We start from the raw sequence: 14270 nt of genomic DNA on the forward strand, positions 1-14270 counted from the left end.
TCGGTTGATACCCTCGGACGGTGACTGCTTCCCCCGACGACCGCACCCCCGAGGTGGCTGACGCCGCGAGCACGCCTGCGAAGAAGACGCCGGCCAGGAAGACGCCGGCCCGCAAACCGCCGGCGAAGCGCGCGCCGGCTCGAACGGCTGCGCAGAACGCGACGGCGTCCCTCGAAGAGGTGTCGGAGCGGGCGGCGAAGGCTGATGCCGGCGCGAACGACGGCGCCCGGAAGAACGGCGCCGAGAAGAAGCCGACCGCGGCCGCTGCTCGTGCGGCCGCGGCGAAGAACTCCACCGCGCGGACCTCCGCGAAGCCGGCGCGCACGAGCGCAGGCACGGCGGCGGCGAAGGCGGGTTCAGAGCCCACGAAGTCCGCTGCGAGGCGTCCCGCGACCTCCGCCGCGACGAAGACCGCTGCGGCCAAGACCGCAGCCGAGCGCGCGGCCGCCGCGAAGTCCACGGCGCGCACCGCCGCTGCAAAGCGCAACACGGCGAAGACGGCGGCTGCGGTCACGGCGGCCAAGACCGCGGCGGCGAAGAAGGCCGCGGCCGCGAAGGCGGCGGAAGAAGCCGCGGTCGTGAATGACGCGGAGGCGGTCGAGCTCTCGGCCGAGGCGAAGCCGTCCGACGCAGGGGAGATCTCTCAAGCCGCGGATGTTCCGCACCGCGACCACCCCGTGGAAGAATCCGTCGAGGAGGGGTCCCAAGCGGAGGAGGCCGTCGTGGAAGAGCCTGTCGTCGAGGAGACCGCCGTCGAAGAAACAGGTCTCGTCGAGCACGCGCCCGCCGAAGAAGCGCTCGTCGAGGCGCCGGGGCCGGCGCCCGAGGCTCCCGTCGAGGAAGCGCCTCTCGAAGAGCCCGGCATCGACCGGGCCTCTGCTGAGGCGTCCGTCCCGTCGGCGCCCGAAGCTCCCGTCGAGGCGCCTGAGGCGTCTGACGCAGACCTGTCCGCGGCATCCGAATCGGAGACGGCCACCACCGCAGGCGTGATCGAGGATTCCGCGGAGCCGTTCGTCGACGCATCCGCTCCTTCGGTTCCTCCGGCGGATGCGGGGTCGGAGGCCATCCGGATCCGCCGCCTGGTCAAGACCTTCGGCGACCACGTCGCCGTGAACGGCATCGACCTCACGGTCCCCGCCGGCTCGTTCTACGGGATCGTGGGTCCGAACGGTGCGGGCAAGACGACGACGCTGTCGATCGTCGCCGGGCTGCTGCGCGCGGACTCCGGCGAGATCGTGATCTGCGGCATCGATCAGTCGACGCAGCCCCTCGCCGCCAAACGCGTGATGGGCGTGCTGCCCGACCGGCTGCGCACCTTCGACCGCCTCACCGGGCGCCAGCTCCTCTACTACTACGGTCTGCTGCGCGGACTGGCCGCGAACGTGATCGAGAAGCGCGTCGCCGACCTGGCGCGCGCCTTCGACCTCGGCGACGCGCTCAGCCGCGTCGTGTCCGACTACTCGGCGGGCATGACGAAGAAGATCATGCTCGCCGGAGCGATGATCCACTCGCCGAGGGTGCTCGTGCTCGATGAGCCGTTCGAAGCCGTCGACCCGGTGTCGTCCGCCGTGATCCTGGACATCCTGCGGGCGTACGTCGCTCATGGCGGAACCGTGATCCTCTCGAGCCACGGCATGGACCTGGTCGAAAGGGTGTGCTCTCGCGTCGCGATCATCGTCGGAGGCGATGTTCTCGCCGAAGGCACGATCGATGAGGTCAGAGCCGGACAGACTCTCGAATCGCGGTTCGTGGAGCTCGCAGGATCCAGCGGTGAGGTGGAGGGGCTCGAGTGGCTGCACACGTTCTCCGACTGAGAGCGGCGCTGCTGATCGGCGCTCTGCGCGGCGAACGCCGCCTTCGCACGATCGGCGCGCTCGCGATCGTCGTGATCCTGACAGTCGTCGTCTGCGCCGCCGTGCTCAGCCTCGACCAGGCTCCTGTGGCCGTGGCACGCACGGTGGTCGTGCTCGGGGGAGCGGCGATCCTGCTCGGCTTCCTCATCGGGCCGATCCTCGTCGGGGCGGCCGATCAGCTCGACCCGCGCAGATTCGCCGTATTCGGCGTCGATGAGCGACGCATGCCGTGGATTCTGGCTCTGGCCGCCTTCGTCAGCGTGCCGAGTCTCGCCGTCGTCGCAGTGAACGTGTGCGTGTGCGTGGTGGCCATCCGGCTCGGCACTCCATGGTTCGCGGCGGTGCCGATGACGTTCATCGGGGTCGTGACCACGCTGCTCGCAGCGAGGATCGGCATGGCGATCAACGCCCTGCTGCTGCCGGAGCGCCGATCGCGCGAACTCACCTCGCTCTTCGCCCTCGCCGTCATCGTGATCGCCTTCCCCGTGGCAGTCTTCTTCGCCTCGCTGCGGTGGGACGGCCACGTCCCTGCGACGGTGGCGTCCGTGACCGGCACGGTCGGGCTCACACCCTTCGCCGCGCCGTCCGGCTTCCTGTTCGCGGTTGCCCTCGATGACACGGCAGGCGCCTGGGCGAGCGGAATCATCGCGGTGGCGACCGCAGTCTTCTGCTGGGGCGCCTGGACGTGGCTCGTGCGCCGCCTGCTCACGACGACCGCGCGACCCTTCGCGTCACGTGAACGCACGGGACTCGGCTGGTTCGGCCTTCTTCCCTCCAACGCCTTCGGCGCGATCGCCGCGCGCAGCCTCGTGTACTGGTTCCGCGACCGCCGCTACATCGTGAACATCGTCGTGGTTCCTGTGGCCGGTGTCCTCAGCGTGTTCCCGCTCCTCGTCGCAGGGGTTCCCCTCGAGATCGCCGCGCTGGTGCCCGTTCCCGTGATGGCGCTGTTCTTCGGCTGGCTCCCGCACAACGACGTCGCCTACGACTCGACCGCACTGTGGACGCACATCGCCAGCGGCGTGCGCGGCATCCCCGACCGCTTGGGACGGCTGGTGCCTGTGATGCTGGTCGCGATCCCGGTGCTCGCGATCGCCGTGCCCCTGACGTTGCTGTGGATCGCCGACTGGCGACTGCTCTTCCCACTGACCGGACTGGCGGCGAGTCTGCTGCTTTCCGCTCTCGGCATCTCCAGCGTCGTCTCGGTGATGGCCCCTTATGCGGTCTCGCGTCCGGGGGACAGCCCGTTCCAGCAGCCGCAGCGGCCGACGTCCCGTGGTGCGTTCGGCCCGGCATCCGCCTTCCTCGGCGCGATCGTGTTGAGCATCCCGACCATCTGGCTCTTCGTGCTCACGATCGTCGAGGGCTCGCAGTACGCACCCGCGACGCTGTGGGCGGGGGTCGGCACGGGCATCGGCGCGCTTCTCATCGGGACGGCTCTGGGTGGAAAGGTGTTCGAGCGCGACGGAGAGCGGCTGATGGAGTTCGTCGAGACGGCCTGAGACGCCGCCCGCGCACGCGCTGACGCGACTAGACTCGCGGGATGAGTACTCCGTTGGACAGCCCCGATCAGGGCGGCGTGACAACGCTTGATCGCGAACTGGAAGAGCTTCTCCGTGAAGAGAATCTCGAGCCGGGCGACCACGAGCGTTTCTCGCATTACGTGAAGAAGGACAAGATCCTCGAGTCCGCGATCACCGGCAAGCCGGTGCGCGCGCTGTGCGGCAAGAAGTGGACCCCGGGTCGCGACCCGGAGAAGTTCCCGATCTGCCCCACGTGCAAGGAGATCTACGAGTCGATGGTCGGCTGACCTTCGACTCGCTGGGGACCCGAGGGGGTCTACTGCGCGTCGACGCTCTTCGACTCGTCGCTGCGCTCCTCGCTCAGTGACCAGTCGGCCTCAGATGTTGTCGATGAAGACCGTCGGGATCGCGGGATCGGACTTGCTGAGCGCGAGGGCGCGCACCGGCAGTTCTTCGCGCACCTTGAGGTGGTGCGCCCGAGCGGATGCGGTCCCCTCGACGCCTTCGTAGGACTGGTCGATCGCACCGGACTCGACGAAGCTCACCTGCAGGGCCCGGCCCTCAGGATGCTCGGCCGCCGAGTCGAGTTCCTCGAAGCCGTCCGAGACGACCACTGTCTCTGCGACCGCGACGCCGTCGGCGAGGGTGCGGAAGGCGGCCTTGCGACCGCCGTGCGAGGCCTTGTCGGCGGATGCCTTCGCCACGCCGATCCACGCGCCTCCGGCATCCTGCCGGGCGACGAGCTTGTAGACCATACTCGCGGTCGGATAGCCCGAGCCGGTGACGACCGAGGTTCCGACGCCGTACGCGTCCACAGGCGACGCCGCGAGGGCCGCGATCGCGTACTCGTCGAGGTCGCTCGTCACCGTGATCCTGGTGCCGGTCGCACCGAGCTCGTCGAGCTGGGTGCGGACCTCGGCCGCGACGATCGGCAGGTCGCCGGAGTCGATGCGCACGCCGCCGAGCGAGGTGCCGGCGACGCGGATCGCGGTCTCCACGCCGGTGCGGATGTCGTAGGTGTCGACGAGCAGCGTCGTGTCGGTGCCGAGGCTGTCGATCTGCGCGCGGAAGGCGTCTTCTTCGCTGTCGTGCAGGAGCGTCCACGAGTGCGCCGCCGTCCCCATCGTGGGTATGCCCCAGCGGCGCCCGGCTTCGAGGTTGCTCGTCGCGCTGAAACCTGCGATGTACGCCGCTCGTGCCGCGGCGACCGCGGAGTATTCAGCTGCTCGGCGCGAGCCCATCTCGGCCAGGGGTCGCTCGCCGGCCGCGATGCTCATCCGAGCTGCAGCCGTGGCGACGGCGGAGTCGTGATTCAGGATGCTCAGCGCGAGCGTCTCGAGTACGACGGCGTCGGCGAACGTGCCTTCGACGGTGAGGATGGGGGAGCCGGGGAAGTAGAGCTCACCTTCCCGATAGCCGCGGATCGAACCGGTGAAGCGATAGCTCTCGAGGTAGGCGAGGGAATCCGCATCCACCATGTTCTCGTCGCGCAGGTATCGCAACTCGTCCTCGCCGAAGTGGAAGTCGCGCAGCAGCGAAAGCAGACGACCGGTACCCGCGACGACGCCGAAACGTCGACCACCGGAGAGCCGGCGGGAGAACAGCTCGAACACGCTGGGCCGCGATGCGGTGCCGTCGCGGAGAGCCGCGGCCAGCATGGTGAGTTCGTAGCGGTCGGTGAGAAGCGCCGTCGACGTCGTCATGAGCACAGCCTACTGAGTCGGCCCGCTCGCCTTGCTGAGCCGGCCGACGGGCCGTCGCGGGTAGGGTGGGTAGTCATGAACGACGCCCCGATCGGAATCTTCGACTCCGGTGTCGGCGGGCTGACGGTGGCGAGGGCCATCCGCGCCCAGCTGCCCCGTGAGTCGTTCGTCTACATCGGCGACACGGCGCATTCGCCTTATGGCCCGAAGCCGATCGCCGACGTCCGTAGGTACTCGCTCGAGGTTCTCGACACGCTCGTCGATCAGGGTGTGAAGATGCTCGTGATCGCGTGCAACACGGCATCCGCCGCGATGCTCCGCGACGCGCGCGAGCGCTACGACGTGCCCGTCGTCGAGGTGATCGGCCCCGCGGTGCGCCGGGCCGTGTCGACCACGCGAAACGGACGCGTCGGCGTGATCGGCACGGTCGGCACGATCGGCTCCCGCGCCTATCAGGACATGCTCGAGGTGAACGAGCGGCTCGAAGTCTTCACGGCCGCATGCCCGCGCTTCGTCGAGTTCGTCGAGGCGGGGATCACGGGCACGCCGGAGGTCCTCGCAGTGGCCGAGGAGTATCTGTCGCCACTGAGGGACGCGGGCGTCGACACGCTCGTGCTCGGATGCACGCACTACCCGTTCCTGCGCGGTGCCATCAGCTACGTGATGGGAGAGGGCGTGACCCTCGTCTCCAGCGACGACGAGACGGCGGGCGACGTGTACCGCCAGCTCGTCCGCGCCGACCAGCTCGCCTCTCCCGATGCGACAGCGTCATACGTGTACGAGGCGACGGGTGATTCGACGATCGAGTTCACCGCCCTCGCCAATCGCCTGATGGGGCACGAGGTGCGCGATGTGCAACTCGTGCAGACCGGGGTCATCGACCTGCCGGCATCCGTCATCGACTCGCTCTGATCCACCCAACAGAAGGAAATCCATGTCTTCCATCGTCCGCGCCGACGGCCGCGCCACCGACCAGCTCCGCGAGATCACGATCGAGCGCGGCTGGAGCGCGCAGGCCGAAGGCTCCGCCCTGATCAGCTTCGGCGGCACGAAGGTGCTGTGCACGGCATCGTTCACCAACGGCGTGCCTCGGTGGCTGACCGGCAAGGGCAAGGGCTGGGTCACGGCCGAGTACGCGATGCTGCCCCGTGCCACGAACAGCCGCAACGACCGCGAGAGCGTGAAGGGGCGCATCGGCGGTCGCACGCACGAGATCTCCCGTCTGATCGGCCGCGCACTGCGCGCCGTCGTCGACACCAAGGCCCTCGGCGAGAACACGATCGTCATCGACTGCGACGTGCTGCAGGCCGATGGCGGAACCCGCACTGCAGCGATCACCGGCGCCTACGTCGCCCTGGCCGACGCGATCGAGTGGGGGCGCACGAAGAAGTTCATCGGCAAGAACTCCACGCCGCTGCTCGACTCGGTCGCCGCGGTGTCGGTCGGCATCATCGACGGCGAGCCGATGCTCGATCTGGCATACGTCGAGGATGTGCGCGCAGAGACCGACATGAACATCGTCGTCACGGGACGCGGGCTGTTCGTCGAGGTGCAGGGCACCGCCGAGGGCGCACCTTTCGACAAGCGGGAGTTGGATGCGCTTCTCGACCTGGGTGTGGCCGGCTGCGCCGACCTGAAGAACCTGCAGCTGAACGCTCTCGCCCCCTCGACAGGCTCAGGGACCCAGGCGTGAAGGTCGTCCTTGCCACGCACAATCCGCACAAGGTCGCGGAGTTCCAGCAGATCGTCGCGAAGACCCGTCCCGACCTCGAAGTCGTCGGCTACGACGGTCCCGAGCCCGTCGAGGACGGCGTGACCTTCGCCGAGAACGCGCTCATCAAGGCGCGTGCGGCGGCGGCGCACACGGGGCTCGCGGCGCTGGCCGACGACTCGGGCATCTGCGTCGACGTGCTCGGCGGATCGCCCGGCGTGTTCTCTGCGTACTGGGCGGGGCAGAAGAAGGATGCGGCGGCGAACCTCGAGCTGCTGCTCGACCAGCTGCGCGACATCGCCGACCCGCACCGCACGGCGCACTTCAACTCGACGATCGCGCTGGTGACCCCCGACGGCGACGAGCACGTCGTCGTCGGGAACTGGCCCGGCCGTCTCGCGCACGCGGCGTCGGGCGGCGGCGGATTCGGCTACGACCCCGTCTTCATCCCCGACGGACAGCCCGCGGGCGAGGAGCGTACGGTGGGCGACTTCACGGCGGAGGAGAAGCAGTCTCAGTCGCACCGTGCACGCGCGTTCGCCGAGCTCGTTCCGCTGCTGACGAGGCTCTAGCGGTAGTGAGAATCGTTACCCTTCCCGACTAGGGGAAACGGCGCTCGCCCGGCCTCATCCCGGGTTAGCGTGGGGGTATGCACGATCACGCACCCGCAGCAGGCGGCATCCGCTCGGCTGGCCATCGACGCCTGCTGACGATCTCCCTGTGCCTCACGGCGACCATCATGGTCGTGCAGGTGGTGGGTGCCGTCCTCACCGGGTCGCTGGCGCTGCTGGCCGACGCCGCGCACATGTTCACCGACGCCTCCGCTCTCGTGATCGCCCTGATCGCGGCAGCCGTGGCCGCACGTCCTGCCGACGATCGGCGCACCTTCGGCTACCAGCGTGCCGAGGTGTTCGGAGCGCTCATCAACGCCGTCATCCTCATCGCCCTCGCCGGCTGGGTCGGCGTCGAGGCGGTGCTGCGACTCATCAACCCGGGCGAGACCGAGGTCGCGGGCGGGCTCATGCTCGTCGTCGCGGTGGTCGGGCTCGTCGCCAACGGCATCTCGATGTGGCTGCTCAGCCGCGCGCAGCGCACGAGCATCAACGTGCGAGGCGCGTACCTCGAGGTGATGGGCGACCTGATCGGCTCCGCGACGGTGATCATCGCGGCGATCGTGATCGTGACGACCGGATGGATGCCGGCGGACGCCATCGCCTCGATGCTCATCGCCGTGATGATCATCCCGCGGGCGATCTCACTGCTGCGCGAGGTGTTCTCGGTGCTCGCCGAGTCCGCCCCCAAAGGCACGGCCGTGAGCGAGATCCGCCAGCATCTGCTCGGATACGACGGCGTGGTCGGCGTGCACGATGTGCACGTGTGGCAGCTCACACGGGGAGCACCGGTGTTCACGGCGCACGTCCGCGTCGCCCCGGAGCTGTTCGAGGGCGGGCGCTCCGCGAAACTGCTGAGCGACATGCAGTCGTGCCTCGCCGAGCATTTCGACGTCGAGCATTCGACGTTCCAGATCGAGCCTGCCGAGCAGTCCGACTGCGAGCCGCACCACGCCTAGGAGTCGATCGCGACGTCTTCCGGCGTCTTGTCGGGCCGCAGCCCCCGCCAGCGGGAGTGACGGAGGATGCCGTCGGGGGTCCAGTTCGCGAACTCGACCTCGCCGACCAGTTCGGGTCGGATCCACAGTGCGTCCGAGGCGTCGAGCGCCGGCACGCCCTGCAGCGGCGGCTCGCCCACTCGCAGCGGCGAGAGCTGCGCGAGCAGATCGCGCAGCATCCGATCGGTGAAACCCGTGCCCACCCTGCCGACGTAGCGCAGGCCGTCAGGGGAGGGGACGGCAAGGAGCAGGGAGCCGATCGTGCCCTCCCGATCGCCCTTCCCCGGCCGGATGCCGACGATCACCGCCTCCTGCATGCGGGTGTGCTTGAGCTTGAGCCACGCGGGCGAGCGCTGCCCGGGCCGATAACGGGAGGAGCGGTCTTTCACGACGACGCCTTCGAGGCCGAACTGCCCGCTGGCTGCGAGGGCCGCATCGACGTCGTCGAACACCGGCGGGGCCTGGATCGGGGCGTCGAGGTCGGCGGTCAGCTCGTCGAGGAGCGAGCGGCGCTGCTCGAGGGGTAGATCGGTGAGGTCGTGCCCGTTCAGCCGGAGCAGGTCGAACACGACGTACGCGATGGGCGTGCGCACGACCTCCCGCTCGATCTCGCGAGGCCGCGTCAGATGCATGCGGTTCTGCAGTCGCGAGAAGCTGGGCCGCCCGCTGTCGTCGAAGGCGACGATCTCGCCGTCGATGACCGCGTCGGATGCCGGCAGATGCGGTGCACCGTCGGCCGTGAGCTCCGGATAGCGGGCGGTGACATCCGTGCCGCTGCGTGCGTGCAGGAGCATCCGTCCGTCGGTCCAGGTGCCGATCGCGCGGATGCCGTCCCATTTCACCTCGACCCAGGGCTTCGGGTTGAGGGACTTCGCGAGGGCGGCAGTGCCGTTCTCGGCGAGCATGGGGCGCAACGTCGGCTCGGTCGCGGGCGAAGCCGGTGCGGAGGCCCGTGCGTGCGGCCGGCCGTGCGGACGAGAATCGCTCTGCTTCATGCGATGAAGCAGCCACGACGACTTCTCGCCGGCGCCTTCGGTGCGGATCAGGGCGAGGCGGACACTGCCGAGGGGGCCGCCCTCGCCTCCGGTGAACGTGCCGATCACCTCGTCGTCGCGCCATTTCTCCAGCTCGACAGTGCCGGTGTCCCACACGGTCATCTCGCCGGCGCCGTACTCGCCCGCGGGGATCGTGCCCGCGAAGGTCAGGTACTCCATCGGGTGCGGTTCGGTCATCACGGCGAGATGATTGCGTCCGCTGGTCTCGGGCACGCCCTTGGGAACCGCCCAGCTCACGAGGACGCCGCGGTCCTCGATGCGCAGGTCGTAGTGCAGGCGACGGGCGTGATGCTCCTGGATGACGAAGCGCCGGGTCTCGCCGCCGGCTGCCGGGGCGGCTCGCGCAGGCATCGGCTCGGGCGTGCGGTCGGCGTCTCTCTTGCTGCGATAGGAGTCCAGCAGCTCGTCGTCGCGCGGATGCAGGGCGGAGATCGGATCGATGCCGGCTGCCATCCGCTCGAGCACCTCGTCCATCGAGAGTTGGCGGAGCTCCGGATCGTCGAGTTCGTCCCAGGTGCGGGGGGCCGCGACCCAGGGATGCGCACGGCCCCGCAGCGAGTAGGGGGAGATCGTCGTCTTCTTCCCGTTGTTCTGGCTCCAGTCGAGGAACACCTTGCCGCCGCGCTGCACCTTCGCCATGACGCTGGTGGCGAGATCGGGATGGTCGGCTTCGATCATCCGGGCGAGCTCTTTCACGACGGAGGAGATCTGTTCGCTCGTCTGAGCGCCAGGAAGAGCCGCGTACAGGTGAATGCCCTTGCTGCCGCTCGTCACCGGAACCGGATCGAGCCCCATGCCGGTCAGGATGCCGCGGGCGATCCTCGCGACCTCGGCGCACTGCACGAGACCCACGCCGGGACCCGGGTCGAGGTCGAGCACGAGCCGGTCGGGATTTCCCGGCAGGCCGTCAGGGCCGAAGCGCCACTGCGGAACGTGCAGTTCGATCGCGGCGATCTGCGCGAGCCACACGAGCGTGGGCACGTCGTCGACGAGCGGGTACTCCTTGGGGCCGTCGGAGTGCATGATCTGCTGACGAGGCACCCAGGTCGGCGCACCTCGCTCGAGCTGTTTGGTGAAGAACGCCTCGGCCGGTGCATCCGCTGTGCCCACGCCGTCGACCCAGCGCTTGCGGGTCACCGGCCGCCCGGCGAGCAGGGGGAGCAGAAGCGGTGCGATCTGCGAGTAGTACCCGATGATCTCGCCCTTGGTGGTGCCCGTCTCGGGGTAGACGACCTTCTCGAGATTGGTCACGCGCAGGCGTCGTCCTGCCACCTGCACCACCTGACCGTCTGCGACCATGACCACAGCGTAGTCAAGGGGCTGGTCGTGACGGGTGTGACTGGTGTCTACTGGTGTGATGAGAACGATCTGGAAGGGCGCGCTGACCTTCGGTCTCGTGAACGTGCCGGTGAAGGTGTACTCCGCCACCGAGGATCACGACGTGCCGCTGCATCAGGTGCACGAGAAAGACGGCGGCCGCATCCGCTATCAGCGCACCTGCGAAGTGTGCGGCGAGACGGTGGCCTACGCCGACATCGACCGCGCCTACGTCGACGAGGAGCAGACCGTCGTCCTCACGAAAGACGACCTCGCCTCGCTCCCCGCCGAGAAGAGCCGAGAGATCGACGTCGTCGAGTTCGTCCCCAGCGACCAGGTCGACCTGCTGACCCTCGACAAGCCGTACTACCTCGAGCCTGATTCGAAGTCGCCCAAGGCGTACGTGCTGCTTCGCAAGACGCTCGAGCAGACCGACCGCACCGCGATCGTGCGGTTCACCCTGCGGCAGAAGACCCGATTGGCCGCGCTCCGCGTTCGCGGCAAGGTGCTCGTGCTGCAGACCCTGCTGTGGGCTGACGAGGTGCGCGAGGCCGAGTTCCCCGTGCTCGACGAAGACGTCAAGATCTCGAAGAAGGAGCTCGAGCTGTCGTCGTCTCTCGTCGACAGCTATTCGAGCGACTTCGACCCGGAGGAGTTCGTCGACGAGTATCAGAAGGAGCTGCGCACCCTCATCGACGCCAAGATCGAGGCGGGCGACACCTTCGACGCGTCCGAGACGTTCGCCGAGGCGGATGCCGGTGCCGAGGGCGGAGAGGTCATCGACCTCATGGAGGCCCTGCGTGCCAGCGTCGCGCGTTCGAAGGAAGCGCGTTCGGCCGGCGGAGCATCGGACGAGGAGCCCAAGAAGCGCGCGGGCAAGAAGAAGGCGGGCTGATCGGCGGCTCGCGCTGCCGATCCGACGTCAGCGGGTGACGTCAGTTCTTGTCGTCGCCGTCGAGGTCGAGAGCGAGAGCCTCGGCTTCAGCGGCGTCGGTGACGACGTCTTCGCCGGCGGCCAGCGCCTTCTTCGCCTTGTAGCGCTCGGAGAGGTAGTGCCAGAGGGTGACCAGAGCCGTGCCGCCGACGGCGGCGAGCAGGATCAGGTCGATGTACTCCTTGACGAACCACGCGACCGGCGGGATGAAGCCGATGACGTAGCCGAACATGGTCAGCCCGAAGCCCCAGAGGATGGCGCCGATCAGGTTGTACAGCGTGTACTTGCGCCAGGGCATGTGGCCCACGCCTGCGGCGACCGGGGCGAAGGTGCGCACGATCGGCACGAAGCGCGCGAGGATCACGGTGATGCCGCCGAAGCGCTCGAAGAACGCGTTCGTGCGTTCGACGTTCTTCCTGCTGAACAGCCCTGATTCCTTGCGCTCGAACACGGCGGGGCCGCCCTTGTGGCCGATCAGGTAGCCGACCTCTCCGCCGACGAAGGCGGAGAGTCCGATCAGCAGCGCCACGAGCCAGACGTTGATGCCGAAGACGCCGTGCTCCGAGTTTCCGATCGGATGCGAGAGCAGGCCCGAGATCACGAGCAGCGTGTCGCCCGGGAGCAGGAAGCCGATGAGCAGGCCGGTCTCGGCGAAGACGATGAAGCACACCACCAGAAGAGCCCACGGGCCGGCCCCCGCGATGATCGTCTCCGGGTCGAGCCAGGGGATGAGGGCGGTCGGTGCGTGCAACATGGATTCGAGCACTGGAGGATTCCCGTCGGTCGTACGTGGTCGGCGGTGTGCGAGAGGGATGCAGACGCATCGCTCGTGCGGAAGGTGGGACTTGAACCCACACGCCCTAGGGCACAGGAACCTAAATCCTGCGTGTCTGCCAATTTCACCACTCCCGCGCGGTGGATTCAGTCTACTGATCGGCGGATCGCGGATTCCTGGGGATCAGCCTGCAGTCGGCAGCATGAGATCGATGATCTCCCTGATCGAGCGGCCGACGGCGATGCGGAAGCAGTCGAGACCGTCGTCACCCGTCACCTGTGCGGTGAGGGGACCGGTGACCGCCCAGCGGACGGGGCCCGTCCGAGAGCCGGACATGGCATGGAGTTCGGGAGCCGGGTGAGCCGCGAACTCGGGGAAGCGGGGCAGGCCGAGGGATGCTCGTACTTCGGCGGCGAGGGCCGCGATGATCCAGCACTGGCCGAAAGCCGTCGGACGCAGTGAGGCCACCGGGGCTCCGCCGCCCCGGAAGACCAGAGTCATGGTGTCGGAACGCTGCACTGACCAGAGCTCGTCACGGAACTCGAAGCGGCACACCGTGTCGGCGTGCAGATCGACGACCGCGCCGAGACCGGTCGCGGCCCGCACGAACTCGGGAGACAGGTACCGCTCGTCGCTCTCGCGTTCCCGCCGCCGCAGCTCCTGCTCGCGCCGCTCTCGGGCGAGGGGTGCGTACTCGCGTTCGAGGTCGTATCTGTGCGGCGGGTCGCCGGCCCGCAGTCGTGCGTACAGCCACTCCGGGTCGATCTGCACGAAGTAGCGGAAGAACACGTCGATCTCGGTGGTCACAGGGATGTCGTCGACGAGCATGCGCACTCCGTGGTCGACCGACCACACGGCGGCGGTCTGGTCGCTGACGACGGCCACCCACGACCATCCGGATGCGCGGATCTCGGGGGCGGCCCGATCGAGCACGGCGCTCAGCGGGGTTCCTTCGACGACGAAGATCTCGTGGGCGTGCGACTGCACGTCGTCGCCCATCGCGACGCTGTCTCGGTCGACGTGGATGCGGATCGGGCTGGTCATCGCCTCGATGGTATCCGGGCTGTGGATAACTTCTGAGGCCGGTTCGCGATTCTTGCGAAGATGCTCGGGTGAGTCATCCGTCTATCGTGGTCGCCGAGCGCGTGCGGCTGCGGTTGCGTGCCGAGGGCACCGATCCCTCCGTGGATGCCGACGCAGCACGGCACGTCGCGCTCGCCGAGGTGCGCCGATTCAACGACGCTGCGCTCTCACGGGGCGAGTCGACGATCGACGACGAGATCGGCTGCGTGCGAGATGTGCTCGCCGCGGTGAGCGGCTTCGGGGTGCTGCAGCCGCTGCTCGATGACCCGACCATCGAAGAGGTGTGGCTGAACGGTCCCGATCGGATTCACATCGCGCGCGGCGGCGTAGCCCAGCGCATCGATCTGCGGATGACGGACGCGATGCTGCGCGACCTCGTCGAACGGATGCTGCAGAGGACCGGTCGCCGGGTCGACATCAGCCAGCCGTTCGTCGACGCCTCGCTGCCCGACGTTATCCGGGGCGGGTGAGTCACGGTCAGGCTCAGTCAGCGATGGATGGTGGGTAACGTTCCCTGACAGGTGTGCACACTTGTGTCAGGGATAGCGTGGGATCGACACAGCAAGGTCTGGCCTCAGCAATGTCTTCGCTGCCAACGTCATCCGCACTCAAAAATCGAACTGTAGACGGGAGCGAACCTCTAGCAGGAGAGGGAGACACGGGGGTGAGCGATCCGTAACGACACCACGCGCGATCTTGGTGGCATT

Annotated in this window: 13 protein-coding genes and 1 tRNA gene; 9 read left to right on the top strand and 5 right to left on the bottom strand. The window is 68.3% G+C overall.

Features of this window, described 5'->3' with window-relative positions:
- The first annotated feature begins 20 nt into the window (after positions 1–20).
- From ACI3KT_RS08530 to ACI3KT_RS08540, 3 genes are read left to right on the top strand one after another with little or no spacing between them, the layout of a single operon-like run.
- On the top strand, positions 21–1814 hold the full coding sequence (locus ACI3KT_RS08530) for an ATP-binding cassette domain-containing protein (RefSeq protein ID WP_404903605.1): 1794 nt from the start codon (positions 21–23) through the stop codon (positions 1812–1814).
- Positions 1790–3355 carry a hypothetical protein gene (locus ACI3KT_RS08535; RefSeq protein WP_307298068.1) on the top strand — a complete coding sequence of 522 codons (1566 nt, stop codon included), beginning with the start codon at positions 1790–1792 and terminating at the stop codon, positions 3353–3355. Before ACI3KT_RS08530 ends, ACI3KT_RS08535 begins: the two co-directional genes overlap by 25 nt.
- A 41-nt stretch (positions 3356–3396) precedes the next feature.
- Positions 3397–3663: a DUF3039 domain-containing protein gene (locus ACI3KT_RS08540; protein WP_045256059.1), complete on the top strand. Its 267-nt coding sequence runs from the start codon at positions 3397–3399 to the stop codon at positions 3661–3663.
- Between the two features lie 90 nt (positions 3664–3753).
- On the opposite strand, the gene ACI3KT_RS08545 is transcribed toward ACI3KT_RS08540, so the two are convergent.
- Entirely contained in the window at positions 3754–5079 is a 1326-nt protein-coding gene (locus ACI3KT_RS08545; RefSeq protein WP_404903607.1) for a nicotinate phosphoribosyltransferase, read from the bottom strand.
- 75 nt (positions 5080–5154) lie between these two features.
- Here ACI3KT_RS08545 and murI point away from each other — a divergent pair, with 75 nt between their 5' ends.
- From murI to ACI3KT_RS08565, 4 genes are all read left to right on the top strand, one after another.
- Positions 5155–5991, top strand: coding sequence for a glutamate racemase (murI, locus tag ACI3KT_RS08550; RefSeq protein ID WP_292909235.1), 837 nt, complete (start codon positions 5155–5157; stop codon positions 5989–5991).
- A gap of 22 nt (positions 5992–6013) precedes the next feature.
- A complete protein-coding gene (rph, locus tag ACI3KT_RS08555) occupies positions 6014–6772 on the top strand; it encodes a ribonuclease PH (RefSeq protein WP_404903608.1) in 759 nt (252 codons plus the stop codon).
- Positions 6769–7362, top strand: a complete 594-nt coding sequence (rdgB, locus tag ACI3KT_RS08560; protein ID WP_307298063.1) for an RdgB/HAM1 family non-canonical purine NTP pyrophosphatase — start codon at positions 6769–6771, stop codon at positions 7360–7362. Before rph ends, rdgB begins: the two co-directional genes overlap by 4 nt.
- A 77-nt stretch (positions 7363–7439) precedes the next feature.
- Complete coding sequence (locus ACI3KT_RS08565) at positions 7440–8360, top strand: cation diffusion facilitator family transporter (RefSeq protein ID WP_292909241.1); 921 nt, start codon at positions 7440–7442, stop codon at positions 8358–8360.
- Here the strand turns inward: ACI3KT_RS08565 and ACI3KT_RS08570 are convergent.
- A complete protein-coding gene (locus ACI3KT_RS08570; protein ID WP_404903610.1) occupies positions 8357–10753 on the bottom strand; it encodes an ATP-dependent DNA ligase in 2397 nt (798 codons plus the stop codon). The two genes, ACI3KT_RS08565 and ACI3KT_RS08570, sit on opposite strands and share 4 nt — an antisense overlap.
- 58 nt (positions 10754–10811) lie before the next feature.
- Between ACI3KT_RS08570 and ACI3KT_RS08575 the strand changes: the two genes are divergently transcribed.
- Positions 10812–11666 carry a Ku protein gene (locus ACI3KT_RS08575; protein WP_292909245.1) on the top strand — a complete coding sequence of 285 codons (855 nt, stop codon included), beginning with the start codon at positions 10812–10814 and terminating at the stop codon, positions 11664–11666.
- A 40-nt stretch (positions 11667–11706) separates the two neighbouring features.
- Here the strand turns inward: ACI3KT_RS08575 and ACI3KT_RS08580 are convergent, their stop codons facing one another.
- The 3 genes from ACI3KT_RS08580 to ACI3KT_RS08590 form a co-directional block, all read right to left on the bottom strand.
- A complete protein-coding gene (locus ACI3KT_RS08580; protein ID WP_292909247.1) occupies positions 11707–12459 on the bottom strand; it encodes a DedA family protein in 753 nt (250 codons plus the stop codon).
- 76 nt (positions 12460–12535) lie between these two features.
- Positions 12536–12617 (bottom strand) — tRNA-Leu (locus ACI3KT_RS08585).
- Between the two features lie 46 nt (positions 12618–12663).
- Complete coding sequence (locus ACI3KT_RS08590; protein WP_404903612.1) at positions 12664–13524, bottom strand: hypothetical protein; 861 nt, start codon at positions 13522–13524, stop codon at positions 12664–12666.
- A 68-nt stretch (positions 13525–13592) separates the two neighbouring features.
- Between ACI3KT_RS08590 and ACI3KT_RS08595 the strand changes: the two genes are divergently transcribed.
- Positions 13593–14033: a hypothetical protein gene (locus ACI3KT_RS08595; protein ID WP_404903613.1), complete on the top strand. Its 441-nt coding sequence runs from the start codon at positions 13593–13595 to the stop codon at positions 14031–14033.
- The last annotated feature ends 237 nt before the right edge of the window (positions 14034–14270 follow it).

The organism is Microbacterium sp. ZW T6_19 (genome assembly GCF_044987465.1).
Classification (GTDB): Bacteria; Actinomycetota; Actinomycetes; order Actinomycetales; family Microbacteriaceae; genus Microbacterium; species Microbacterium natoriense_A.

What these genes read in the sequence shown, in the direction of transcription:
- ACI3KT_RS08545 (WP_404903607.1), bottom strand. Translation starts at nt 5,079, where the DNA reads ATGACGACGTCGACGGCGCTTCTCACCGACCGCTACGAACTCACCATG.
- rph (WP_404903608.1), top strand. Translation starts at nt 6,014, where the DNA reads ATGTCTTCCATCGTCCGCGCCGACGGCCGCGCCACCGACCAGCTCCGC.
- ACI3KT_RS08590 (WP_404903612.1), bottom strand. Translation starts at nt 13,524, where the DNA reads ATGACCAGCCCGATCCGCATCCACGTCGACCGAGACAGCGTCGCGATG.
- ACI3KT_RS08565 (WP_292909241.1), top strand. Translation starts at nt 7,440, where the DNA reads ATGCACGATCACGCACCCGCAGCAGGCGGCATCCGCTCGGCTGGCCAT.
- ACI3KT_RS08580 (WP_292909247.1), bottom strand. Translation starts at nt 12,459, where the DNA reads ATGTTGCACGCACCGACCGCCCTCATCCCCTGGCTCGACCCGGAGACG.
- ACI3KT_RS08575 (WP_292909245.1), top strand. Translation starts at nt 10,812, where the DNA reads ATGAGAACGATCTGGAAGGGCGCGCTGACCTTCGGTCTCGTGAACGTG.
- murI (WP_292909235.1), top strand. Translation starts at nt 5,155, where the DNA reads ATGAACGACGCCCCGATCGGAATCTTCGACTCCGGTGTCGGCGGGCTG.
- ACI3KT_RS08540 (WP_045256059.1), top strand. Translation starts at nt 3,397, where the DNA reads ATGAGTACTCCGTTGGACAGCCCCGATCAGGGCGGCGTGACAACGCTT.
- ACI3KT_RS08570 (WP_404903610.1), bottom strand. Translation starts at nt 10,753, where the DNA reads ATGGTCGCAGACGGTCAGGTGGTGCAGGTGGCAGGACGACGCCTGCGC.